Raw genomic sequence first — 24,866 nt, 5'->3', positions numbered from 1 at the left:
TGGGAAATGAACCCTGACAACCCTCTGGTCGAAGCCGCCGAAGATGCCGACGCCGGGCGGCGTCAATGCGCCACGCACGGTATATCACCCTGTCAGTTGGTCCTGTGAATACCTCAAGGCTAGCAGAACCGGAAAAGTGGTCAATTCAGAACAGGCCACCCAGCTCGCCCGCGCCCGCGGTCAGCGACCTGGCCGCGCGTGAGTACCCGGTGCCCGGCGCGTGCGTGCTCAGCAGCACCACCACCTTGGACCGCTCGGCCAGCAGCCCACTGGTGTGCAGGTCGACCCCGGCCCGGCCCTGCGCCCAGCCCTGTTTGACCGCCCACTGCACCTCGGGCAGTCCGTAGGGGATGCCGAAGTGCTGGTCGAACCCGTCCGCGGCCACTCTCGGCGCCGCGGCCAGCGCGCCGACGATCACCTCCCGCTGCGCCTTGGGCAGCTCGGTGAGCACGTGCCGGTACACCTTGCCCAGATCCCGCGCGGTGACCTTGGTGTCGCCCCAGTGCATCGGATCCAGCGGGGGCGCGGTCCGGCTCAGGCCGATCTTCCTGGCCTGCCGCTGCACCATGGCGCTGCCGCCGGTCTCCATCCAGAGCTGGCTGGCGATCCCGTCGTGGCTGGCCGCGAGCATGGTGCGCAGTTCGGCGTTGCTGGACAGCCCGGACTGCATGGCGTCGATCGCGATCAGCAGCTTCACCAGCGAGGCCGACCGGAACTGGCGATCCGGGTCGGAGGTGGCCAGCTCCCGCCAGTTGCCGGTGTCCAGCACCAGCACGCCGACCCCGGAGGCACTGCCGCCCGCCCGCACCGCACGGGCCACCGCGCTGCCCAGCTCGGCCGGGGACCTCTTGTCGCCCTTGGGTTTGCCCGGATCCGGGTCGACCATGGGGGTCGGCTCGGGCACGTCGGCGGCACTGGGGGTCAGCCCGGCACTGGTCGCCGCGACCTGGCTGGTCGGCGCGGGCGGATCGGCCGGACCGGGTCCGCCGAGCAGGTGGATGGAGAGCAGGCCGGCCGCGCACACCACGAACACGCTGGCCATCGCCACCACGGAGTTCCTCACGAGTGGTCTACGCCGTTGCCCCACAACGAAGTTGGCTCAGTGCTCAGGCAACTTTCGAGCTGGGTTCGGCGTAGGCCGGGCCGTGCGGATCCGGTTGCACCGCGGGGAGAATCTTCAGTTTTGGCTCAGACGCGCAGATCCTTGCGGAGCTTGGCCACGTGTCCGGTGGCGCGCACGTTGTACTGGGCGGTGGCGATCTTGCCGTCCGGATCCACCACGAAGGTCGAGCGGATCACCCCGGTGACGGTCTTGCCGTACATCATCTTCTCGCCGAAGGCGCCCCAGGCGGCCAGCACCGAGCGGTCCGGATCGGACAGCAGCGGGAAGGTCAGCTCCTGCTCGTCCCGGACCTTGGCCAGCTTGGCCGGCTTGTCGGGGGAGATGCCGAGCACGGTGTAGCCTGCCTCGTTCAGCTCGGCCAGGTTGTCCCGGAAATCGCAGGACTGCTTGCTGCAGCCGGGGGTGCCCGCGGCCGGGTAGAAGTAGACGATCACGTGCTGGCCGCGGAAGTCCGACAGCGAGACGGGCTTCTCATCGGCGTCGGGCAGGGTGAACTCGGGGGCGGGGTCGCCGGGGGCGAGGCGGGAGAACTCGGTCATGCCGCCGACGCTAGAGGATCGCCCCGACAGTCCGATCAGGCGGCCGGAGCCGAGATCAACAACCCGACACCCAGGGGCACCACCCCCGCCGCGAGTGTTGGCCGTTCTGGTACACCGAGTTGGCCGTTCCGGACGTCGAGTTGGCCCAACTGGTACACCCGGTTGGCCAAACTCGTACGCCCCGTTTGCCCAACTCGACCGGCCGCCCGCTTAGCCCAACTCGGCGTACCACTTGGCCCAACTCGGCGTACCACTTGGGCCAAACCGGCGTACCAGTTTGGCCAACTCGGCGTACGACAACGGCCAACACTCCGCCCGGCTTGGCCTGGTGGGTGGCCGGGCGGAGTGGGTGGGTCAGGTTTGGCCGGGGTGGCGGTGGACGTTTTCGGACTCGGATGGGCCCGGGGTCGCGTCGGCGATCCAGGCGCCGGGCAGGGAGGGGTCGAGGATGCCCTCCTCCAGCCAGGTGTGTTCGCCGGCGAGGACCTGGCGGGCCAGGCGGGAGTCGGTGTCGTCGGTGTTGGTCCACAGGCGGGTGAACAGTTCGTCCACCCGCACCCTGGCCTGGCGGCAGAAGGCATCCGCCAGGTCGCGGGCCGCGGGGGTGTCCAGCCACTGGGCACGCACGCAGGTGGCGCTGATGGCGAACAGTTCCGCGCCGATGTCCACGATCCGGCCCAGGAAGACCTGCTTGCGCTCCATCTTCCCCTGCCAGCGGGACATCGCGTAGAAGGTCTGCCGGGCAAGTTTGCGGCTGGCCCGTTCCACGAACCGCAGGTGCGTGGCCAGCTGGCCGAACTCGGTGAAGCTGCTGGGCAACTGGCCCTTGCCCACGGTCAGCGTGGGCAGCCACTTCGCGTAGAACGCGCCGGCCCTGGCCGCGGCCTTGACCTTGCGGCCGGTGTCGGCGTCCGGGTCGATGATGTCGCCTGCCACCGACAGGTGCGCGTCCACCGCCTCGCGGGCGATCAGCAGGTGCATGATCTCGGTGGAGCCCTCGAAGATCCGGTTGATCCGCAGGTCGCGCAGGATCTGCTCGGCGGGCACGCCGCGTTCGCCGCGGGCGGCCAGCGACTCGGCCGTCTCATAGCCCCGGCCGCCGCGGATCTGCACCAGCTCGTCCGCGACCAGCCAGGCCAGTTCCGACCCGTAGAGCTTGGCCAGCGCGGCCTCGATCCGGATGTCGTTACGTTCCTCATCGGCCATCTCGCTGGACAGGTCCAGCACCGCCTCCAGTGCGAACGCGGTGGCCGCGATGAAGGCGATCTTGCTCGACACCGCCTCGTGCTCGCCGACCGGACGGCCCCACTGCACCCGCTCCGCCGCCCACTCCCGAGCGATCTTCAGGCACCACTTGGCCGCGCCCGCGCACATCGCGGGCAGCGAGAGCCTGCCGGTGTTCAGCGTGGTCAGGGCGATCTTGAGGCCCTGCCCCTCCTCGCCGATCCGGTCCTCGGCAGGCACCTTGACCTGGTGGAACCGAGTGACCCCGTTCTCCAGCCCGCGCAGGCCCATGAACGCGTTGCGCCGCTCCACGGTGACGCCCTCGGCGTTGCCCTCCACCACGAACGCGGTGATCCCGCCGCGCCGTCCCTCGGACTTGGGCACCCGGGCCATCACCACCAGCAGATCGGCCACGACCCCGTTGGTGGTCCACAACTTCACGCCGTCGAGCAGGTAGCCGCCGTCCTCGGTCGGGGTGGCCGTGGTGGCCAGCCGGGCCGGGTCGCTGCCCACATCCGGTTCGGTGAGCAGGAAGGCGGTGATGTCGGTGCTGGCACAGCGCGGCAGATACTTCCGCTTCTGCTCCGGCGTGCCGAACTGCTTGAGCGGCTGCGGCACCCCGATCGACTGGTGCGCGGACAACAGCGCGCCGATGGCCGGGCTCACCGAGCCGACCAGCATCAGCGCCTTGTTGTAGTAGACCTGGGACAGCCCCAGCCCGCCGTACTCCGGGTCGATCTTCATGCCCAGCGCGCCGATCCGGCGCAGCCCGTCGAAGACCTCGTCCGGGATCCGCGCCTCGCGCTCGATCCGGGCGCCGTCGATCTCGTTCGCACAGAACGCCCGCAGCCGGGTGAGGAACTCCTCACCGCGGCGGCGGGTCAGCTCATCGCCCTGTGGATGCGGGTGGATCAGTTCCAGGCGTAGTCGCCCGAGGAACAGCTCCTTGCCGAAGCTGGGTTTGCGCCACTGCGTCTCGCGCGCCTGCTCCGCTACCTGGCGGGCCTCGCGCTCGGTCGTGCGGGCTGGATCCACTGCGGTCATCGCTGACCCCCTGCCGTCGGATTACCCGACGGTACTACCGGTGGGTAATGCGCGCAGGTCGCCGCTCGGGTGGTCCTTGCCGAGCGGTCAGTTCGGCGGCAGTGGCTCCGCGTTGCGTTCGACCAGGCGCAGGTCCAGCACGTCCAGCTCGGAGTGCTGGGCCTTGAGGATGTTCTCCGCCAGGTTGCGCACCACCGCGAGCTTGGCGTTCTTGCGGCCGTAGTTGGCCATCTCCGCGCCGCCGATGTGGTGCCGCCGCATGAGCTGGAGGAAGTACACCTCGAACTCCACGCCGGTCATCCTGCGCAGCTTGGACAGCTCTTCCTGGGTGGCCATGCCCGGCATGGTGTAGATCCCCGGCGACTGCCCCGGCTGCACCGGCTTGTGCCCGTGCCCGGCGGGCGCGTCCTTCATCCACTCCATGTACTTGCCGCTGGGCGACTGCTCCGGGTGCCCCCACAGCGCCAGCCAGCCCTTCATCCGGCCGACCTGTTCGAGCTGGGTGCTCTCGATGTCGAAGGCCAGTTCCCTGATCAGCTTGTCCGAGCTGCGATCGCGCACCATCGCGGCCATCTCCACGGCCTGCAGGTGGTGCACGGCCATGTCCTGGGCGAAGCCGGTGTCCGGCGAGTCCAGCGCGGGCACCGAGCTGTCCGTGGTCTGGCCGGGCAGGTTGATCAACAGGCCACCGGCCGCGCCGAGCATCAGGATCGCCAGCACGGCCGCGGTGGCCACCAGGATCCGCATCGCGGGGGACGGAGCCCGGTGGGTGACCTCTTCGGTCTCCCCCGGGTCCGTCTCGTCCACGATCCGGGGCTCGGACTCAGCCACCGGGCGGCGGGTTCTGCCCGCTGGGCTGGCCCTGCCCGCCCGGCTGTCCACCAGGCTGTCCACCAGGCTGGCCGCCTGGCTGTCCACCGGGCTGCCCGCCAGGCTGGCCGCCGGTCTTCTCATCCGGCGCCTTGGTGCCACCGTCCATCGGCACCGCGTCCGGGCCCGGCTTCTCCGCCACGAACGGCGGCGCGTTGTCCGGGTCGAAGGCGTTGGTCGCGCAGGTCGCGCCGACCTCCGGGTAGGTGAACTGGTTGCGCCGCAACGCCGAGATGAACTGGTCCACCCTCGGGTCGTCCACGCTGTCCAGCTTGAGCTGACGGCCCCAGGCCTGCAGCGAGATCGGCTTGTCCAGGCCCGGGTACGGGGACAGCATGGTGAACTGCTGGCCCTGCGCGCGCACCTTCAGCTTGTCCAGGTCGGCGCCCTTGATCTGGTCCGGGTGGTAGGCGATCCAGACCGCGCCGTGCTCCATCGAGTGGACCATGTTCTCGTTGCGCACCGGGTTCGGGTACACCACGCCGGTGCAGGTCGCCCACACCTCGTCGTGCGGTCCGCCGATGGGCGGGAAGTGGTCGTAGGCCACCCGCTGCGCGCCCGAGACGTGCTTGCCGGCCTCGTAGTTCTGCTTGACGACGCCCTGGATCTTCTCCGAGGGGTCCTTGTTCGTCTCCGACGGCGTGTACTCCGCCAGCGCCGCCCGCTTGTCCGCCTGCTCGGAGTTCTGCACGTAGGCGTAGCCGAAGACGCCGCCCGCGAAGACCAGCACCGCGAGCACAGCCGCGATCGTGCCCCAAGGCTTGGGCTTGCTCATCGCGATCGGCACCCGGTTGCCCGCCCGCGCGTTCTTGCTGCTCTTACCGCTGACCATGTCTGCCCGGCCCCTGTCTGCATGCCGTACGGGTTACCGCGCGTCAGTGTAAGGATCGGCTGTCAGGTGCGAGTCAGCTCTTTGGGGGAAGCTTCAGGTGCTCGCCCGATCACAGAGCATTACTGCCGGAACCTCAACCGCTTCGATACGAGGTCGAATGGGTATGCGGGCGCGAATAGACTACGTCGCGTGACTCCTGCTGCCTTGGCTGATCTGGTTCGTTCCGTCGCCCTCGACGTGCTCACCACGCGCGGGCTGGACACCGCGGTGCTGCCCGCGGCGGTCACGGTCGAGCGACCCCGAAACCCCGAGCACGGCGACTACGCCACCAACCTGGCCCTGCAGATCGGCAAGAAGCTGGGCCTGGCCCCGCGCGAGCTGGCCGAGGACCTGGCCAAGGCACTGGCCGCGCGGGAGGGCATCACCGCCGCGGAGATCGCCGGACCCGGTTTCGTGAACCTGCGGCTGGCCGCCGACGCGCAGGGGCAGCTGGTCAAGGACGTGCTGACCTCGGGTGAGACCTTCGGCCGCGGCGTGGCGCTGGCCGGGCAGAAGATCAACCTGGAGTTCGTCTCGGCCAACCCGACCGGCCCGATGCACCTGGGTCACGCCCGCTGGGCCGCGGTTGGCGACGCGCTCGGCCGGGTGCTGGCGGCCGGTGGCGGCGAGGTCACCCGCGAGTTCTACATCAACGACGCCGGCGCGCAGATCGGCAGGCTGACCAAATCCCTGGTCGCGGTGGCCAAGGGCGAGCCGGTGCCCGAGGACGGCTACGCGGGCGAGTGGATCACCGACGTGGCCGCGAAGATCCTCCAGCAGGAGCCCGAGGTGCTCGCACTGGCCGAGCCGGAGCGGGACGCGAAGTTCCGCGACCTGGGCGTCGAGCTGATGCTCGACTCGATCCGGCGCAGCCTGGGCCAGTTCCGCACCGAGTTCGACGTCTACTTCAGCGAGAAGTCGCTGCACGCCTCCGGCGAGGTGCAGGCCACCCTGGACACGCTCAAGGAGTCCGGTCACCTGTACAAGGAGGCCGGGGCCTGGTGGCTGCGCTCCACCGACTACGGCGACGACAAGGACCGCGTCGTCATGAAGGGCAACGGCGAGGCGGCCTACATCGCCGCGGACATCGCCTACCTGCGGAACAAGCGCTCCCGCGGCTTCGACCTGTGCGTCTACCTGCTGGGTGCGGACCACCACGGCTACATCGGCAGGCTGCGCGCGGCCGCCGCCGCCTTCAACGACGACCCGAACTGCGTCGAGGTGCTCATCGGCCAGATGGTCAACCTGGTCAAGGACGGCGTGCCGGTCCGGATGGCCAAGCGCGCGGGCAACGTGATCACCCTGGACGACCTGGTCGAGGCCATTGGGGTGGACTCGGCCCGGTACGCGCTGATCCGCTCCTCGGTGGACTCCACCCTGGACATCGACCTGGACCTGTGGACCAAGAGCACCAGCGAGAACCCGGTCTTCTACGTCCAGTACGCGCACGCCCGGCTGTCCTCGCTGCTGCGCAACGCCGCCGAGCTGGGCATCACGGCGCCTGCCGCGGCCGAGATCAGCTCCGAGCTGCTCGGACTGCTGGAGCACGAGAAGGAAGGCAAGCTGATCCGCACCCTCGGCGACTTCCCCAAGGTGCTCGCATCAGCCGCTGAGCTGCGCGAACCGCACCGGGTGGCGCGCTACCTTGAGGAGCTGGCCGGCGCCTACCACAAGTTCTACGACAACTGCCGGGTGCTGCCGCAGGGTGACGAGGAGGCCGGTCCGCTCAACAGCGCCCGGCTGCTGCTCTGCGCGGCCACCCGCCAGGTGCTGGCCAACGGACTCGGCCTGCTCGGGGTGAGCGCACCCGAGCGGATGTGACCAGCGTCTATGCCGACGGACGGCCGCGCGGGCAGTGTGTGAGGATTAGCGACCGTGAGGGCACACCCCGCCGGTCCTCGGCACGCTGACGTCATTGTTCCCGCGACGGCCGGTCCCCGGCCGTCCACCACGGCTGAACTCGGTGAGCTGCACGAGGCCGTGTGGCCGCGGGGCGCGAAACGCGGCCCCGACGGCGTCGTGCGGCTGGCCGGGGTCGATGTGCGCGAGCTGGCGCGGACCTACGGCACGCCGCTGTTCGTGATGGACGAGGCGGACTTCCGCGCGCGCTGCGCCGAGCACGCCGAGGCCTTCGGCGATCCGACCCTGGTGCACTACGCGTCCAAGGCGTTCCTCTCCGTGGAGATCGCCCGCTGGGTGGCCCAGGAGGGGCTGAGCCTGGACATCTGCAGCGGCGGCGAACTGGCCGTGGCCCAGCGCGCGGACTTCCCCGGCGAGCGGATCACCTTCCACGGCAACAACAAGTCCGTTGCCGAGCTGCGGGCCGCGGTGGATGGCCGGGTCGGCACCGTGGTGGTGGACTCCTTCCACGAGATCGCCCGGCTGGACCAGATCGCCCGCGAGGCCGGGATCGTGCAGTCCGTGCTGATCCGGGTCACCGTCGGGGTCGAGGCGCACACGCACGAGTTCATCGCCACCGCGCACGAGGACCAGAAGTTCGGCTTCTCGCTCGCCTCGGGGGACGCCGCCGAGGCGGCCCGCCGGGTGCTGGCCGCCGAGGGCCTGCGCCTGGTCGGCCTGCACAGCCACATCGGCTCGCAGATCTTCGAGGCGGACGGCTTCGAGATCGCCGCGCACCGGGTGATCGGGCTGCTCGCCGAACTACACAAGGAGCACGGCGCGGACGCGCTGGCCGCACTGTCCACTGTGGACCTCGGTGGCGGCCTGGGCATCGCCTACACCGCCGAGGACGACCCGCCGCCGCCGTCGAAGCTGGCCGACCAGCTGCGCGCGATCGTGGCGCGGGAGTGCGAGCTGGCCGGGCTGCCCACGCCCAAGGTCGCGGTGGAGCCGGGCCGGGCCATCGTCGGGCCGGGCACGGTGACCCTCTACGAGGTGGGCACCATCAAGGACGTCACGGTGACCGGCGGGTCCGTCCGCCGCTACGTCAGCGTGGACGGCGGCATGAGCGACAACATCCGCACCGCGCTCTACGACGCGGTCTATGACTGCCGCCTGGTCTCCCGCGAGGTCGAGTCCGAGGCGGTGCTGTCCCGGTTGGTGGGAAAGCACTGCGAGTCCGGCGACGTGGTGGTGCGAGACTGCTGGCTGCCCGAGGACATCGCCCCGGGTGACCTGGTCGCGGTGGCCGCGACCGGGGCCTACTGCTACGTGATGGCCAGCAGCTACAACCGGCTGCCCCGGCCTGCGGTGGTCGCCGTGCGCGACGGCGAGCACCGGCTGGTGCTGCGCCGGGAGACCGAGGACGACCTGCTGCGCCTGGAGGTGCTGTGACCAACAGCGGAGAGCCGATCAAAGTCGCGCTGCTGGGCTGCGGGACCGTCGGCACGGAGGTCGTGCGGCTGCTGCGTGAGCAGGCCGAGGACCTCACCGCGCGCATCGGCGCCCCGGTGGAGCTGGTGGGCATCGCGGTCCGCCGCCCGCACAAGCACACCGATGTGCCTGCCGAGCTGCTGACCACCGACGCCGCCGCCCTGGTGGCGGGCGAGGCCGATGTCATCGTCGAGGTCATCGGCGGCATCGACCCGGCCCGCGGCCTGCTCACCAGCGCGCTGAGCAACGGCAAGGCGGTGGTCACCGCGAACAAGGCGCTGCTGGCCGAGCACGGCGGCGAGCTGTTCGCCGCCGCGGACGCCTCCGGCGCGGATCTCTACTTCGAGGCCGCGGTGGCCGGGGCCATCCCGCTGCTGCGCCCGCTGCGCGAATCCCTGGCCGGTGACCGGATCACCAGGGTGATGGGCATCGTCAACGGCACCACCAACTACATCCTCTCCGCGATGGACGCCACCGGCTCCGGCTACGGCGAAACGCTGGAGGAGGCCTCCCGGCTGGGCTACGCCGAGGCCGATCCGACCGCGGACGTGGACGGCTTCGACGCCGCGGCCAAGGCCGCGATCCTGGCCTCGCTGTCCTTCCACACCAGGGTCACCGCCTCCGATGTCCACCGCGAGGGCATCGCCTCGGTCACCGCCTCCGACATCGCCGCGGCCAGCCTGCTCGGCCGCACGGTCAAGCTGCTGGCCATCTGCGAGCGGGTGCTCGGCGAGGACGGCACCGAGTCGGTCTCGGTCAGGGTGCACCCGGCGATGATCCCGCGCACACACCAGCTGGCCAGCGTCAACGGCGCGTTCAACGCGGTGTTCGTGGAGGCCGAGGCGGCCGGTCAGCTGATGTTCTACGGCCCCGGCGCCGGTGGCGCGCCCACCGCCAGCGCGGTGCTCGGCGACCTGGTCGCGGTGGCCCGCAACAAGGTCCTTGGCGGGCGCGGACCGCGCGAGTCCGCCTACGCCGACCTGCCGGTGCGGCCGATGGGCGAGACGCTCACCGCGTACCACATCAGCCTGGAAGTGGACGACCAGCCGGGTGTGCTCACCCAGGTGGCCGCGATGTTCGCCGAGCACGGCGTCAGCATCGCCGCGGTCCGCCAGGAGGGGCGTGAGGGCGAGAGCAAGGCCGCCAGCCTGGTCGTGGTCACGCACATGGCGCCGGACGAGGCGCTGCGCTCCACTGTGGACAAGATCGCCGGACTGCCGATCGTGCGCGAGGTGGCGGCCGTGATGCGGGTGGAAGGTGAGCAACTGTGACCGCGCTCGTCACCGACGCCTCGGTGCGTCCCGGCTGGCCAGGGATCATCAACGCCTACCGGGACCGGATCGCCGTGCCCGAGGGCGCGGAGATCATCACCCTGCACGAGGGCGGCACCCCGTTGCTGCCTGCCGGGCACCTGTCCGAGCTGACCGGCTGCCAGGTCTACCTCAAGATCGAGGGCGTCAACCCGACCGGCTCGTTCAAGGACCGCGGCATGACCGTGGCCATGACCTACGCCAAGGCCGAGGGCAGCAAGGCGGTCATCTGCGCCTCCACCGGCAACACCTCGGCCTCGGCCGCGGCCTACGCCGCCAGGGCCGGGCTGACCAGCGCGGTGCTGGTGCCCAAGGGCAAGATCGCGCTGGGCAAGCTGGCCCAGGCGGTGGCCTACGGCGCGCGCATCCTGCAGGTCGACGGCAACTTCGACGACTGCCTGGAACTGGCCCGCAAGACCGCCTCCGCGCACCCGGTCTACCTGGTGAACTCGGTCAACCAGGTGCGCATCGAGGGCCAGAAGTCGGCCGCCTTCGAGGTGTGCGACGTGCTCGGCCGGGCCCCTGACGTGCACTGCCTGCCGGTGGGCAACGCGGGCAACATCACCGGGTACTGGAAGGGCTACCGGGAGTACGCCGCCGACGGTGTGGTGCCCGCGACCCCGCGCATGTTCGGCTTCCAGGCCGAGGGCGCGGCGCCGCTGGTGCTGGGCCACCCGGTGCCGGACCCGGAGACCATCGCCACCGCCATCCGGATCGGCAGCCCGGCCTCCTGGACCGGCGCGGTCACCGCGCGGGATGAGTCCGACGGCCTCTTCCACGCCCTCTCCGACGAGCGGATCCTGGCCGCCTACCGGCTGCTGGCCGCCCGCGAGGGCGTGTTCGTGGAACCCGCCTCGGCCGCCAGCGTGGCCGGCCTGCTGACCACCGCGGCGGATGGACGGCTGCCGAAGGGTTCGGTGGTGGTGTGCACGGTCACCGGCCACGGACTCAAGGACCCGGACACCGCGCTGCTGGGCATGACCGAGGTGGAGGCCCTCCCGGTGGACCCGGCCGCGGTGGCCACGGCGCTCGAACTCGGGTGAGCCGCGGGCTGCTCCGGTCCGGCTACTGGATCCTCACCGCGTTCGCGCTGGGGCTGCTCGCGGTCTCGGCCGCACAGGCTCCGGCGCCTGCCTACCTGTGGGCACTGGGCGCGCTGATCGCCGCCGTGCTCGCGGTGCTGCTGGTCCGCGCCGGTCTGCGCACCGGCTGGTTCGGCTGGACCTGGTTTCCGTTGCCCGCCTTGCTCGCGCTGCTGGCCGGCCTGTGGATGATCTACCTCTTCCGCGGCCACCCGGCCTCCTTCGGCCGCTGACCCCGGCTGGCTGATCGGCCTAGACTGGGGTGGCAGCCGGATCAGCCGAGGCAAGGGGAGTGCGTGCGATGGCTCGACGCTGCTGGGCACTGGCCGCTGTCCTGCTGGCGGCCCTGAGCACCGCCTGCACCGCCGAAGCGCCCGCGCCGCCGCCGGGGCCGAGCACGGTGGTCAAGGAGTGGACCAAGGTCGGCAAGCCCAAGTCGGTGGACAAGGGCTTCCGGACCAAACCCTGCGAGTCGCTGACCACGACCGAACGCCGCACCGTCGGCCTGCCCTCGGCCCCGGTCCAGGCCGCGGCCGAGGAACCGGCCGGCTGCACCTGGCGCGACCAGGCCAGCGGCGCCGCGGTCCGGGTGGAGCTGGACCAGCTCTCCCTCGCCCAGCGCTTCGACCACGAGCCCGCAGGGGACGGCGTGACCGTGGTGCAGATCGCCGGGTACCCGGCTGTCCGCGCCAAGGAGGGCGCTGACCAGCGCGGCTGCACCCTGCGGATCGGCGTGTCCGGCACCGAGGCGCTGGCCGCGACCTTCAGCTCACCCAGTACCGGCGCGGAGACGACCACCGACGCCTGCGCCCTGGCCCAGCAGGTCGCCGAGATCGTGCTCGGCAAGCTCCCCGAGGGCACTTGAGGCCTGTATTTGCGTTTGTCATGTGAGCTGGATCACGAGTATGCAAAGCGCGGAACCGGCGTCAGGGGTTGTGACATCCTAAGTCCTGTCTGGGAGGACAGCGCTGGAGGGAACCCATGGCAGACCGTGTGATGATCAAGCCGGACCAGGTGCCGGGCCTGATCAGCAAGCTCGAGGCTGAGCTGGAGCAGGCACGTGAGCTACGTGAGTACACTTCGGCGATCGGCACCCAGGATCTCCCGGCCTCCGACCCCGCGAGCAAGGAACTGGCTCGCCGGCTCGACCTGCCAGCCACCGGTGGGTCCACCAGCCTGGTGGCCGCGGCCGAGAAGCTGATCGCCTCGCTGGAAGCGATGATCACCAACCTCAAGCAGGGGCTCGCCGACTTCGAGCAGCAGGAGCGGGCCAACCACGGAACGATGAAGAGGTCCTGACGTGCGCAAGCCGCTGCTTGGTCTGATCGCCGCGCTCACCGTGCTGCTCGCGGGGTGCGGTGGCGGTCAGGCGCCCGCGACCTCGGGCACCTCCGAGCCCGCGCCGGGCACCAGCAGCAGCGCGAGCAAGAGCGATCTGCCGCCGATCAACAACCCGCGCAAGGCCGAGGACTTCCTGGCCAAGCCCTGCGAGTTGCTGAGCACGGCGCAGCTGACCGAACTCGGGATCGCGCTGACCCCGCCGGGCAAGCCGACCGATTCCACGGTGGGCGTGAAGAGCTGCACCTGGCGGGCCTCCGGTCAGGGCATCACGGTCGGCGTCAGCGACAAGAACACTTTTGAGCACATCCACAAGGTGAACAAGGACAAGCCCTCGTTCAGCCTCGCCCAGGTCGACGGTTACCCGTCGATCCGGATCAAGAGCGAAGGCGGCCTGGGCTGCGACGCGTGGGTGGGAGTCTCCGCCGCGCGAATGATCGTTGTTTTCGACACGGCCAGCGAGTCAGTGCTGCGCGGCCGGGATGTATGTGAGCACGCGCAGCAGGTCGCCGGGGCGGCGATCAAGAACCTGCCGCAGGCCGGATAACTGGGGTGAAGAGATGACCAACTGGGACGCTTACAGCCACGAGCAGATCCACAAGATGATCAACGACGGTGACGGGCACTACGCCCTGAACCGCCGTGACCTGCTCTGGGAATACCAGGCCAAGCGGCTGACCCGGATCGGCGAGAACGTCAAGAAGGCGTTCGAGGCCGCGGCCGGGGTCAACCCAGGGCAAGTCCTTCGATCAGATGCAGGAGCGCGTCTCCCCTGCCTACAAGTGGGCGGCGGACGCCTCCACCATGGCAGGCGGCATGCGCACCACGGTCGAGGGCAGCACGACGACCTTCGTGGACACCCAGAAGAAGATCGAGCCGCCCAAGGAGGTCACCTCCAGCGACAACGTGATCTCCCGCGGCTGGGCCTCGCTGACCGGTGGCATGACCGACAAGCAGCGTGAGCAGCAGGACAAGGACAACGCCGAGCGCAAGGCCCGCGAGACCATGCGCGGCTACGAGACCACGGTGCTCTCCTCGACTGCCAACCTGCCCACCTTCATCGCGCCCGACCCGATCGACGTCGGCGTCGGCAGTGGCGGCGGTGGCAGCACCGAGATCGGCGGCACCACCGGCACGCCCACCCGTCGTGGGAGCACCGGCAACAACAACACCAACCGCGACCGCGGCGGGGTCGGCGACCGGGACGGCGACGGCATCCCGGACGACCGCGACCCGGTGGACGACCGCAACCCCGAGCGCAACCCCGGCCGGGACAAGGACGGCGACGGCATCCCCGACGACCGGGACCCGATCGACAACCGGTACCCGATCGAGCTGCCCAACGACCAGGTCGACCCGAACCGGGTCACCCCCACCCCGATCCTCAACCAGCCACTGCCCAGCAACCCGGTGCCGGTCGGCCCCGGCGGCGGTCCGGCCCCCTTCGGTGGTGGCGGGATGCCGATGGGCGGGATGCCCGGCGGCTTCGGCGCGAACGCGGCGGGCATGCGGCCCGGCTTCGGTCCCGGCGGCATGGGCGGGGTCGGCGCGGGTGGCCTCGGCGGTCCCGGCGGCGCGGGTGGCTTCGGCCCCGGTGGCCGGGGCGGCGCGGGCGGCATGGGCGGTCCCATGGGCGGTGGCGCACGTGCCAACGGCGAGGAGGACAAGGAACACCAGCGTCCTGACTACCTCATCGAGACCGACGACATCTTCGGCGACGGCATGCTGGTCGCGCCGCCGGTAATTGGCGAGAATCCGGGCCTGTGACTGTCTCACTCGACCTCGAACTGAACGCACTGGAGTTCGAGGTGCTCTGGGAGCACCTGCAACTGGGCGACAAGCCCACCGAGCTGAACACGCTGTCCCACGGCGTCACCGACGAGGAACGCGCGCATTTCCGCCGCCGGGCCTGGGATTCGCTGGAACAGCGTGGCCGCGCCGAGGACGGCCGGTTGGACGTGGAACTGGAGGACCTGCTGGTCCTGCTGGCCCGCCCCAACCGGTCCATCGACATCCGCTTCTCCTGGCGGGTCGGCGAGCAGATCCTGCCCGAGATCAAGGCGATCTGCTCCGCCGTCGGCGACACCGGGGTACTGGCCGTGCACGACGGCGACCGGTACCGCTTCGGCTGGGTCCGCAGCACCGGCCTGGCCCCCGCGGCCGCCGGCCTGCTGCCCCAGCCCCCACCCGGCCGCATCGGCTCGGTCACCGTCGCCGCCGACGTGCTGGAGTCCGCCGTCAGCCAGGCCGCCGAAGCCGGCAAGGTCTTCGTCCAGATCCTGACCTCCCGCGGCGTCCGCCAGGAAGACGCCCAGCTCCTCTGGGAAATCGGCGACGCCGACCGCACCCTGTACGCCCAGTTCGGCGCCACCGCGCGGGACCAGTACGGCCGCAGCGTGCGCGCCAGCAGCGTGCTCAACGTCTTCGACATCCAGGCAGGCCGCTGCGGCAGCCGGGAACGCAACGGGTGGATCAACTTCTTCGGCGTGGACAACCGCAAGGTGATCGAACAGCTGGACAGCCTGCTGAGCGAGGTCGTCGCGCACTGACCCGGCGCCGTTGCCGGGTTCGGGTGCGGGCCGATCGCTGATCCTCTAGGTTCGGGTGTGGGCCGGGCTGGGGGAGGCGTCGGTCCGGACCGCAGGGGGAGCGGATGCCGTCCGTCGGCCGCGATCAGCACAATCGATTCCACCCCAACCCAGGACACTCGGAGATGGCTGCCATGCCACCGGGCTCAGCCGGTGTGCCGCCGTGGCAGTTCGTGCCCGGCACGGGCCGCACCAGACGTGCCTGGACCGTGAACGGCGTCATCCAGGGCTGCGCGGCGGTGCTTCTCCTCGGGTTGTGGCTGTTCCTGCTGACCCAGTCGAACCGGGCCAACCTGGAGTTCTTCGCCGTTCTGCTGGGGCAGCTCCCGCTGTACGTTCTCGGGTTCGGCTGGACTGCGGCCTTCCTGCTGCAGAGCCGGAGGCTGTTCCGTGGCGAGCTGGTCGACACGGCGGCGCTACCCGGCCTGCGCCGGACCGCGATCATCGGCAGTCTGATCATCCTGTGCTGTGGTGTGCTGATCACCACCGTCACCATTCTGCTGCCCTGGCTGCTCGGTCGCCCTGGACTGCCCGGCCGCTTCTGGTTCCAGGTGGTCGGCGTGCTCCCGGGCTGCCTATTCGGCGACATGCCGCGCTCGATCATGCGGAGCCTGGACAAGCGGGTGCGCGAGGTCGCGAGGGCCGGTTGGGCCCGGATGCCCTGATCTAGGGTGTGCTGGTGCGGATCGGTAGTGGTGTGCGGGTCACGGTGCCCGCGTCGACGGCGAATCTCGGTTCGGGGTTCGACTCGCTCGGGCTGGCGCTGGGCCTCTATGACGAGGTCGAGGTGCGGGTCGCGCCTGCGGGGGAGATCCGGGTTCGGGTCGAGGGTCAGGGCGCGGGGCGGGTGCCGACGGATGAGCGGCATCTGGTCGTGCGGGCGGTGCGGTCCGCTTTGTCCAGTTGTGGGGTTGCCGGGCTGGGGCTGGAGCTGGTGTGCCGGAACCGGATTCCGCACGCCCGTGGGCTCGGGTCCTCCGCTGCGGCCGCGGTCGCGGGAGTCGCGGCCGGGTTCGCGCTGGCGGACCGGGAGCTGGATGACGGGGTGTTGCAGCTCGCGGCGGAGTTCGAGGGGCACGCGGACAACGCCGCGGCCAGTGTCTACGGCGGGATCGTGATCGCCTGGCAGGACGGCAAGGACTACCAGGCCATCCGGTTGGAGCCGCATGAGGAGCTGGCGCCGCTGGTGTTCGTGCCGGAGACCGAATCCGAGACGAAGACCACACGGGGGTTGCTGCCGGAGCAGGTCCCGCTGCGGGACGCGGCCTTCGCGGCCGGGCGCTCCGCGCTGGCCGTCTACGCCCTGACCACCGATCCCTGGCTGCTGCTGCCTGGCACCGCGGACCGGTTGCACCAGGAGTACCGCAGGCCCGCCTTCCCGGCGACGATGGCGCTGGTGGACTCGTTGCGGGCGGCCGGGATCCCGGCCATGGTCTCCGGAGCGGGACCCACCGTGATCGCCTTCCCGCGCGGGGGTCACCTGCCTGACGAGGCGGACCTGTCCGGGTTCACCCCGATGGCCCTGCCCATTGACCAGGGCGGGGTGGTGGTGGAACCGATCGGGGGGTCCGCGAACCCGTCTGAGGGAGCAAAGCCGAGGTAGCCAAGGCCCTTCCCGCCACGCCAGGACCCACCCGGTTGTTGCACCCCGTTGACCCGGGGTCTACCCTCAGAGGCAATCAGTCACCGCGCGCACGGTCGCCGGTGCCGTTCCCGGGCCTCGTTCCTGGGTCGCATCCCCGTTGAAGCTAGGTCTCGATCCCCTCCAGGACGGGATCCACGCTGACGGGTACACCGAGGCGGTGATTGACAGTCCCGTACCGAGTCTTCCCACCGGTACTGGACGACCTGCTGTCCCGCGTTCCGTCGGGCGGCAAGTCCGCTGGTCCACGTAGGAGGCGGGGACCGGTCAGGAAGGACATTCGTGAGCGAAACCGAACTACTGGGCGGCGACGCGGTCGAGACGACCGCTGCCAGCCCTTCGGCCAATGGCACGGCGACTCGACGTCGTGGTGGCCTTTCCGGGATGGTGCTCGCCGAGCTGCGTCAGCTCGCTGGTGAGCTGGGCATCGGCAACACCAGTGGGATGCGCAAGGGCGACCTGATCGCCGCCATCAAGGAGCGGCAAGGCGGCGGTTCGGCGCCACGCGCCGAGGCTGCCAAGCCGGCCAAGGCCGAGACCGGTCAGTTGGCGCTGGGTGCCGAAAGCACCCCCGCGCCCAAGGCCACCGCGGTGGAGAGCGCCCCGCCGGCGCCCGCCGCAACCCCCGCCGCCGCGGACAACGCGGCTGGTGAGGGCGACGCCGGGGGCGATAATGCCCGGCGTAACCGCCGCCGTCGGGCGGCCACCCGTCCGGCCGGGAGCCCGGAGGGCGAGCAGCGGAACCCCCGCGAGCGCGCTCCGGAGCAGCCCCAGGCCGACAAGCCCGTCGAGCAGGTGGAGCAGCCTGTCGCTGTCGCCACCGAGCAGCGGGAGAAGCCGGCCGAGCAGCGCCAGGAGCGGGCCGAGCGTGGCGAGCGGCAGGAACGCGGTGAGCGGGGCGAGCGCGGGGAGCGGGGAGACCGGGGTAACCGGAACGACCGCAACCGCAATCGCAACGACCGCAGCGACCGCAATGACCGCGGGGACCGGGGCGAACGTGCCGCGGCGGCCCAGAGTCAGCCGCAGGTCGTCGAGGACGACGAGGACGAGGACGGCAGGGGACGGCGCGGACGCCGCTTCCGGGACCGTCGGCGCAACCGTGGCCGGGATGGCGAGGGTGGCGGCACGGACCGGGGTGACCGTGGAGATCGCGGTGACCGTGGCGAGCGGGGCGGTCGTGGCGGCGGCGGTGGCGACACCGAGGTCCGCGAGGACGACGTGCTGCTGCCGGTGGCCGGCATCCTCGACGTGCTGGACAACTACGCCTTCGTGCGCACCTCCGGTTACCTGGCGGGCCCGAACGACGTCTACGTCTCGCTGTCGCTGGTCCGCCGCTACGGCCTGCGCCGTGGTGACGCGCTCACCGGCGCCGTGCGCCAGCCCCGGGACGGGGAGGCGCAGCGGCAGAAGTTCAACCCGCTGGTGCGGGTGGACTCCATCAACGGCCTGGAGCCGGAGGCCGTGCGCGGCCGCCCGGAATTCACCAAGCTGACCCCGCTGTACCCGAACGAGCGACTGCGCCTCGAGACCGAGCCGCACATCCTCACCACGCGCGTCATCGATCTGGTGATGCCGATCGGCAAGGGACAGCGCGCGCTGATCGTCTCCCCGCCCAAGGCGGGCAAGACCTCGGTGCTGCAGGCGATCGCCAACGCGATCACCACGAACAACCCGGAGTGCCACCTCATGGTCGTCCTGGTGGACGAGCGCCCCGAGGAGGTCACCGACATGCAGCGTTCGGTGAAGGGCGAGGTCATCGCCTCGACCTTCGACCGGCCGCCGGGCGACCACACCACTGTGGCCGAACTCTCCATCGAGCGCGCCAAGCGCCTGGTGGAGATGGGGCACGACGTGGTCGTGCTGCTGGACTCGATCACCCGGCTGGGCCGCGCCTACAACCTGGCCGCCCCCGCCTCGGGCCGGATCCTCTCCGGTGGTGTCGACTCCACCGCGCTCTACCCGCCCAAGCGCTTCCTCGGCGCCGCGCGCAACATCGAGGGTGGCGGTTCGCTGACCATCTTCGCCACCGCGCTGGTGGAGACCGGGTCCACCATGGACACGGTCATCTTCGAGGAGTTCAAGGGCACCGGTAACGCGGAGCTGAAGCTGGACCGCAAGATCGCCGACAAGCGCACCTTCCCGGCGGTTGACGTGGATGCCTCCGGCACCCGGAAGGAGGAGCTGCTGCTCTCTCCGGACGAGCTGGCGGTCACCATCAAGCTCCGTCGGGTGCTGGCGGCGCTGGACGACCAGCAGGCCATCGACCTGCTGCTGGACCGGCTCCGCAAGACCCGGACCAACATCGAGTTCCTGATGACGGTCTCGAAGAACACGCCAGGCAGCAACGACGACTGATACTCGTCGGTAAGTAAGCGGGCGCTTTCGGCCGATGGCCGGGGGCGCCCGCTTTTTGTCGCCAAAGGGACGCTCCGTTTGTGACCGGATCGCGCTGTTGCCCCAGAACGATCCTTTTGGGAGTCAAGAAATCCGCCAGGTTAGCCGATCGCCAACAGCGCTGCCCGGGAGTCAGCCGCTGACGCGATCGGTTGGCTCCGTGTGCAGTAGTCCGGTGGGCGTAATAGCCCTGACCGAAAGGCGGCAGCTGTCGTTGCGCAGACAATAAGGGCATTGGGCCGATTAGGTGACGGCTTCTGTCCTGGGTGGTTGAGCGGCGCAGATGCCAGGTATTTACCTACTGGGAGTGGTGGGCGGAACGGTGACACGGGCGTCTAGTGGGAGGCGGCTGTCGGTGTGGTCGCGTGGCGCGAGGCAAAGCGCCCCTGACGTGCTGCTGGTCGGCGCGCTCGGGGCGCTGGACCTGCTCGCGCTGTTCCTGGTCCCCGCCGAACCCTGGCGGCTGGCCGCGGGGGCGCTGGCGGCCTACGGGGTGACCCTGCCGCTGCTGTTGCGCAGGCGCAGGCCGGTGGTGATCTTCCTGATCGTGGGCGCGATGGTGCTGGCCCGCGGCGTGCTCGGGGTGCCGGAGATGACCGGCGGGATCCCGCTGCTCATCGCCGCGCACGCGCTGGGCCGCTACGGCGCGCGCAGGCACCGGCCGTGGGTGGCCTGGGTGGTGGCAGGCTGGGGCGGGGCGCACGCGGTGATCGTCAGCCTGATGTACGAGAAGCACATCCAGCTCGCCGACTGGCTGGTGGTGGCGCTGGCGGTGGGCCTGGCCTACATGATCGGCAGCCACCAGCACCGCTTCGCCGCGCACGTGGGCTCGTTGCGCCGGAGTGTGCACCGGCAGCGCGAGCGGCGCAGCCGCGAGGTGCGCTCGGCGGTGGTCGCCGATCGCGAGCGGATCGCCCTTGACCTGCACGATGTGGTGGGCAACCACCTCAGCGCGCTGTCCGTGCAGACGCACGTCTTCGAGGAGCTGCTGGCCAGGCACGATCCGCAGGCGGTGCTGGCGGCCAACCAGATCCGCGAGTCCAGCAGGCAGGCGATGACCGAGATGGTCCGGCTGCAGAACCTGCTGCGCGGGATCGCGGACGGCCCGGACGGTGCCGACTGCGGGCCGGAGGGGGTGACCCGGCTGGCCTCCGCGGTGCGCAACGCAGGCAACGACGTGGAGTTCTCAGTGGCCGAGCTGCCGCGTTCGATGAGCCCCGAGGTGGGCGCGGAGGGGTTCCTGGTGCTGCAGGAGGCACTGACCAACGTGGTCAAGCACGCCTCGCCGACCAGGGTGAGCATCGAGGTGGGCGTGGACACCGCCACGGACGCGCTGCGGTTGCGGGTGGTCAACGAGCCGCCGAGGGCGGCCCGGCTGCCCTCGGTGCCCGGCAGCGGGCTGGGGCTGCTCAGCATGCAGGCCAGGGTGGCCCGGCTGGGTGGCGAGCTGAGTTCGGCGGCCGCGCCCGACGGCGGCTACGTGGTGGACGCGCGGATCCCGCTGCGGAGCGTTTCGTGACCATTCGCCTGCTGCTCGTCGACGACGACGCGGTGGTCAGGGCGGGGCTGTCCACCCTGCTCTCGCTGCGCCCCGACCTTGAGGTGGTCGGCGAGGCCGCCACCGGGGTGGCCGCGCTGGCCAAGGCCGCCGAGCTGTGCCCGGACGTGGTGCTGATGGATGTGCGCATGCCCGAACTGGACGGCATCGGCGCCACCCGCAGGCTGGTCGGGGAGTGGACCGGTCCGGCGCCGCGGCCCAGGGTGCTGATGCTGACCACCTTCGACTCCGACTTCCACGTCTACTCGGCGCTGGCCGCCGGGGCCAGTGGGTTCCTGCGCAAGGACACCTCGCCGGAGGAGCTGGCGCACGCGGTCCGGGTGGTCTCCCGGGGTGATGCCATGTTGTCCCCCGCGGTGACCCTGCGCCTGATCGAGCACACCGTGCACCGGATGGTGCAACCCGATCCGGCGGTCGCCAGGGGAATTGGTCTACTTGGTGAGCGGGAGATCGATGTGGTGAAGTTGGTGGCCACCGGCTGGTCCAATGCCGCCATTGCGGAAAAGCTGGACAGCACCGAGTCCTCGGTCAAGAGCCGGGTGACCAGGGTGCTGGCCAAGCTGGGGCTGGATAACCGTGTTCAGCTGGCCATCTTCGCGTACCGGACCGGGCTGGTCTCGATTTCCCCGGAGTAGGCAACGGATTGCCCGCGACTAAAGTTGCGGGCCAATACTTTCCTGCGACTTTCGTGGCGAAAAAGGTAGACCGCTTAGCGTAGTGCGGAAATGCGCAGTGCGGGTAGGGTTCTTTTGGGATCGAGGGGAAAGCTCAAAAAAGCGGGGAGGTGTGCCGGCGTGATTGAAGTCGAATACGAGAAGTATTGTTTCGTCGATCGTTACTTCTACGACTCCCCGGCGCACCGCACCGCAGCGGTCGAGCGGTACCCGCTGGTCAGTGCGCCGCTGCCGCCGCACTGGCAGCGCAGCAGGCGGGAGTCCTGGGTGGTCCTGCACCCCCAGGGCGCGCCCACCCCGGACCAGGGCTGGAAGATCCACGTCTCCGCCACTCCCGACGGGGCCGCCGAGGTACTGGAGACCGTCGCCGCCGACTGCCTGCTGCACCGGGTGCCGTTCAAGTTCCTGGACAGCCGGGCCGCGGTGCTCGCGCACAACGCCAAGTACGCCGCCCGCGGCGCCAGTGGCAAGTTCATCACCCTCTACCCGGCCGACGAGACCGAGTTCGCCAGGGCACTGCACCGGCTCGACCCGCAGCTGGCAGGCCGGTCCGGTCCGTACATCCTCAACGACCTGCGCTGGGGCCAGGGCCCGCTCTACGTGCGCTACGGCGGTTTCACCGAGCGCTACTGCCTCACCGCCGAGGGCGAACTGGTGCCGGCGCTGGCCGATCCCGAGGGCAACCTGGTGCCGGATCAGCGCGGCCCGAAGTTCAGCCCGCCGTCCTGGGTGGCGCTGCCCGAGGTGCTGCGGCCGCACCTGGACCGCCGCCGCGCGCGGGCCGGACTGCCCTACCGGGTGCTGCGCCCACTGCACTTCTCCAACGCGGGCGGGGTCTACCTGGCCGAGGAGCCGGACGGCTCGCGGCAGCTGGTGCTCAAGGAGGCCCGCCCACACGCCGGGCTGGACGTGGACGGGCACGACGCGGTGCACCGGCTGGCCAACGAGCACGCCATGCTCACCCTGCTGGCCGGACTGCCAGGGGTGCCCACGGTGCTGGGCCGCTTCACCTGCTGGGAGCACGAGTTCCTCGCGCTCAGCCACGTCGAGGGCGTGCCGCTGGCCACCGAACTGGTCCGCCGCTACCCGCTGGCCACCGCAGGGGCCGATGACGCCGCCGTGGCCGGGTACACCCAGTGGGCACTGGAGGTGGTGGCCAAGGTGACCGCGGCGGTGGCCGCGCTGCACGAGCGCGGGGTGGTCTTCGGCGATCTGCATCCGATGAACATCATGGTCGGCCCGGACGGCCGGATCACCCTGCTGGACTTCGAGCTGGCCGCCCCGGTCTCGGCGGCCACCCGCGCCCCGCTGGGCGCGCCCGGCTACACCGCACCGCCAGGGGTGGGCGGCTTCGACGTGGACCACTACGCGCTGGCCGCGCTCCGTCTCGCGCTGTTCCTGCCGCTGAACTCCTTGTGCGCCTTGGCACCCGGCAAGGTCCGCTCGCTCTGCGCCGCGGTGCTGGCCCGGTTCCCGCTGCCGCCGGAGTACGTGCGGCCGATCCTGGCGCGACTCTGTGCCGGCGCCGGGTCCCCGCCACCCAGCACCCGGGACCCGGTGCCGCCCGCCTTCGCCACCGGCCCGGCCGATCTGGCCAGGCTGCGGGAGCGGATCACCGCGGCGATCGTGGCCGCGGCCACCCCGCAGCGGGCCGACCGGCTCTTCCCCGGCGACATCGCCCAGTTCGCCGAGGACGGCCTCGGCCTGGCGCACGGTGCGGCCGGGGTGCTCTACGCCTTGCACACCAGCGGATCCGGCCGGTTCCCGGAGTACGAGGACTGGCTGCTGCGGGCGCTGGCCCGGCGCGGCGCAGGCAGGCCGGGACTGTTCGCAGGCGGGCACGGCATCGCGCTGGTGCTGGCCGAGTTCGGGCATATCGAGACCGCGCGGGAAGTCCTGGAGCGGCTGGCCGCGGCCACCGAGGCGTGCACGGGCGCCGATCTGTACGAGGGCCTTTCCGGCATCGGGCTGACCCTGTTGCACCTGGGCCGGGTGATCGGCCGGAGCTGGCTCACCGAATGGGGCCTTGACCTGGCCGACCGGGTGGCCGCGCTGGTGCTGGCCGGGGTGGCGGCGATGCCCTTCGGAGCGCCCGGACTCACCCGCGGCGGTGCGGGCGTGGCGCTGTTCCTCAGCCGCGCGCACGCCGAGGGCGGCGCGGACGAACTGCTGGACGCGGCCGGTCGCGCCCTGCACCGGGACCTCCAGCACGCCGAGCTGACCGCGGACGGGGCCTTGCAGGTCCGCGCCGGTCGCAGGCTGCTGCCCTACCTGGCCGCGGGCACCGCAGGGATCGCCCTGGCCATGGCCGAACTGCTGCGGCTGCGGCCGGATCCGGTGTTCACCGGGGCGCTGCCGGCTGTGCAGCGGGCACTGGAAGCAGAGTTCACCATTCACAGCGGGCTATTCACCGGCCGGGCCGGACTGGTGTGCGCGCTCGCCGCGCTCCGCGGCCTGCCTGGGGTGGACGGTGACCGGGTGCAGGACACGCTGCGCGGTCACGTCAGCAGGCTGGCCTGGCACGCGGTGCCGCACGGGGGCGGGCTGGCCTTCCCCGGTGACGCGCTGCTGCGACTGTCCCACGATCTCGCCACCGGTTCGGCAGGCGTGCTGCTCGCGCTGCACGCCGTGACCACCGGGGCGTTGCCACTGTTCGCCCGAGCGCACGAGGGGAGGTGACAACCCGGATGGACGTACTGGACCTGCAGGCGATCGAGCTTGCCGAGGTCGACGGCTCCGCCGAGTTCGGCGCGGGCCTGATCAGCACGCTGAGTCTGCTGATCTGCTGGTGACACACCGCACACCATGTGTGCCATCGGGGGATGCTCTCGCCGCGACCGGGAGCATCCCCCGACCTTATTCCGGGGGTACACCCCGCTGGCATCGACATCCTGTTGCCCTCCGCTCCGCTTCCACCGGCTTGCGCGGTACCCGCCACCCGCTCCAGGGACTCTCAGTTCGCTGATCCTGGATCGCGCTGTCGCTGGACTTCCGGGCTCGCACGTGCTGTGCCGGGGTCAGCTCGGCCGCGGTCCCCTGGACCCGGCTTCGCCGCAGGTCGGACGCGTGAGACCGGTACCACACGGGTGCGCGCCGACCCGGCCGCGCGGCGGTGCGGGCGCGCGCCTGGCCACTGGCACCTCTGTTGTTCTTCCAGAACGCGGGCGGTTATTCACCGACGCACTTTGCGTTGGCTTGACGTCTTTTCCCTCGTAACAGGTTAATTCGGTCGACTGTTCGATAATAACTTCTCGTAGGTCGCAAGGCTGAGGGAAT

The 24,866-nt window shown here is 70.7% G+C and carries 22 protein-coding genes; 17 read left to right on the top strand and 5 right to left on the bottom strand.

The features are described 5' to 3' along the window. Positions 1–145: 145 nt before the first annotated feature. From ACTOWY_RS16245 to ACTOWY_RS16225, 5 genes are all read right to left on the bottom strand, one after another. Positions 146–1,063, bottom strand: coding sequence for a hypothetical protein (locus ACTOWY_RS16245; protein WP_441310442.1), 918 nt, complete (start codon positions 1,061–1,063; stop codon positions 146–148). 125 nt (positions 1,064–1,188) lie between these two features. Then, positions 1,189–1,662: a thioredoxin-dependent thiol peroxidase gene (gene bcp / locus ACTOWY_RS16240; RefSeq protein WP_441310441.1), complete on the bottom strand. Its 474-nt coding sequence runs from the start codon at positions 1,660–1,662 to the stop codon at positions 1,189–1,191. A gap of 354 nt (positions 1,663–2,016) precedes the next feature. Continuing rightward, positions 2,017–3,930 carry an acyl-CoA dehydrogenase family protein gene (locus tag ACTOWY_RS16235; protein ID WP_441310440.1) on the bottom strand — a complete coding sequence of 638 codons (1,914 nt, stop codon included), beginning with the start codon at positions 3,928–3,930 and terminating at the stop codon, positions 2,017–2,019. 87 nt (positions 3,931–4,017) lie between these two features. Further along, on the bottom strand, positions 4,018–4,761 hold the full coding sequence (locus tag ACTOWY_RS16230; RefSeq protein WP_441310439.1) for a DUF305 domain-containing protein: 744 nt from the start codon (positions 4,759–4,761) through the stop codon (positions 4,018–4,020). Then, the gene (locus ACTOWY_RS16225; protein ID WP_441310438.1) at positions 4,754–5,632 is read right to left on the bottom strand and encodes a DUF3105 domain-containing protein; all 879 of its coding nucleotides are present in this window, start codon (positions 5,630–5,632) and stop codon (positions 4,754–4,756) included. The genes ACTOWY_RS16230 and ACTOWY_RS16225 overlap by 8 nt, the downstream gene beginning before the upstream one ends. Positions 5,633–5,821: 189 nt before the next feature. On the opposite strand from ACTOWY_RS16225, the gene argS reads away from it, so the two are divergent. From argS to ACTOWY_RS16140, 17 genes are all read left to right on the top strand, one after another. Next, positions 5,822–7,492, top strand: a complete 1,671-nt coding sequence (gene argS, locus ACTOWY_RS16220; protein WP_441310437.1) for an arginine--tRNA ligase — start codon at positions 5,822–5,824, stop codon at positions 7,490–7,492. A 54-nt stretch (positions 7,493–7,546) separates the two neighbouring features. Continuing rightward, positions 7,547–8,965, top strand: coding sequence for a diaminopimelate decarboxylase (lysA, locus tag ACTOWY_RS16215; protein WP_441310436.1), 1,419 nt, complete (start codon positions 7,547–7,549; stop codon positions 8,963–8,965). Further along, entirely contained in the window at positions 8,962–10,275 is a 1,314-nt protein-coding gene (locus tag ACTOWY_RS16210) for a homoserine dehydrogenase (RefSeq protein ID WP_441310435.1), read from the top strand. Before lysA ends, ACTOWY_RS16210 begins: the two co-directional genes overlap by 4 nt. Further along, positions 10,272–11,357 (top strand): threonine synthase, encoded by a 1,086-nt coding sequence (gene thrC / locus ACTOWY_RS16205; RefSeq protein ID WP_441310434.1) that lies wholly within the window; start codon positions 10,272–10,274, stop codon positions 11,355–11,357. Before ACTOWY_RS16210 ends, thrC begins: the two co-directional genes overlap by 4 nt. Continuing rightward, complete coding sequence (locus tag ACTOWY_RS16200; protein ID WP_441310433.1) at positions 11,354–11,629, top strand: hypothetical protein; 276 nt, start codon at positions 11,354–11,356, stop codon at positions 11,627–11,629. Before thrC ends, ACTOWY_RS16200 begins: the two co-directional genes overlap by 4 nt. A gap of 68 nt (positions 11,630–11,697) precedes the next feature. Further along, positions 11,698–12,261: a DUF3558 family protein gene (locus tag ACTOWY_RS16195; RefSeq protein ID WP_441310432.1), complete on the top strand. Its 564-nt coding sequence runs from the start codon at positions 11,698–11,700 to the stop codon at positions 12,259–12,261. 116 nt (positions 12,262–12,377) lie between these two features. Then, complete coding sequence (locus ACTOWY_RS16190) at positions 12,378–12,695, top strand: hypothetical protein (RefSeq protein ID WP_441310431.1); 318 nt, start codon at positions 12,378–12,380, stop codon at positions 12,693–12,695. Between the two features lies 1 nt (position 12,696). Beyond that, positions 12,697–13,281: a DUF3558 domain-containing protein gene (locus tag ACTOWY_RS16185; protein ID WP_441310430.1), complete on the top strand. Its 585-nt coding sequence runs from the start codon at positions 12,697–12,699 to the stop codon at positions 13,279–13,281. Between the two features lie 206 nt (positions 13,282–13,487). Next, complete coding sequence (locus tag ACTOWY_RS16180) at positions 13,488–14,501, top strand: hypothetical protein (protein WP_441310429.1); 1,014 nt, start codon at positions 13,488–13,490, stop codon at positions 14,499–14,501. After that, positions 14,498–15,283 carry an ESX secretion-associated protein EspG gene (locus ACTOWY_RS16175; protein ID WP_441310428.1) on the top strand — a complete coding sequence of 262 codons (786 nt, stop codon included), beginning with the start codon at positions 14,498–14,500 and terminating at the stop codon, positions 15,281–15,283. Before ACTOWY_RS16180 ends, ACTOWY_RS16175 begins: the two co-directional genes overlap by 4 nt. Positions 15,284–15,456: 173 nt before the next feature. After that, positions 15,457–15,987 carry a hypothetical protein gene (locus tag ACTOWY_RS16170; protein ID WP_441310427.1) on the top strand — a complete coding sequence of 177 codons (531 nt, stop codon included), beginning with the start codon at positions 15,457–15,459 and terminating at the stop codon, positions 15,985–15,987. An 8-nt stretch (positions 15,988–15,995) separates the two neighbouring features. After that, positions 15,996–16,925, top strand: coding sequence for a homoserine kinase (gene thrB, locus ACTOWY_RS16165; protein WP_441310426.1), 930 nt, complete (start codon positions 15,996–15,998; stop codon positions 16,923–16,925). 321 nt (positions 16,926–17,246) lie between these two features. Beyond that, positions 17,247–19,319: a transcription termination factor Rho gene (gene rho / locus ACTOWY_RS16160; protein ID WP_441310425.1), complete on the top strand. Its 2,073-nt coding sequence runs from the start codon at positions 17,247–17,249 to the stop codon at positions 19,317–19,319. Positions 19,320–19,749: 430 nt separating this feature from the next. Beyond that, complete coding sequence (locus ACTOWY_RS16155; protein ID WP_441310424.1) at positions 19,750–20,877, top strand: sensor histidine kinase; 1,128 nt, start codon at positions 19,750–19,752, stop codon at positions 20,875–20,877. Then, positions 20,874–21,551, top strand: a complete 678-nt coding sequence (locus ACTOWY_RS16150) for a response regulator (RefSeq protein WP_441310423.1) — start codon at positions 20,874–20,876, stop codon at positions 21,549–21,551. Before ACTOWY_RS16155 ends, ACTOWY_RS16150 begins: the two co-directional genes overlap by 4 nt. A 159-nt stretch (positions 21,552–21,710) precedes the next feature. Further along, positions 21,711–24,269, top strand: a complete 2,559-nt coding sequence (gene lanKC, locus ACTOWY_RS16145; protein WP_441310422.1) for a class III lanthionine synthetase LanKC — start codon at positions 21,711–21,713, stop codon at positions 24,267–24,269. An 8-nt stretch (positions 24,270–24,277) separates the two neighbouring features. After that, positions 24,278–24,382 carry a SapB/AmfS family lanthipeptide gene (locus ACTOWY_RS16140; protein ID WP_441310421.1) on the top strand — a complete coding sequence of 35 codons (105 nt, stop codon included), beginning with the start codon at positions 24,278–24,280 and terminating at the stop codon, positions 24,380–24,382. Positions 24,383–24,866: the final 484 nt, after the last annotated feature.

This window comes from Crossiella sp. CA198 (genome assembly GCF_052078295.1).
Classification (GTDB): domain Bacteria; phylum Actinomycetota; class Actinomycetes; order Mycobacteriales; family Pseudonocardiaceae; genus Crossiella.
This window is presented reverse-complemented; position numbering and strand designations above follow the sequence as displayed.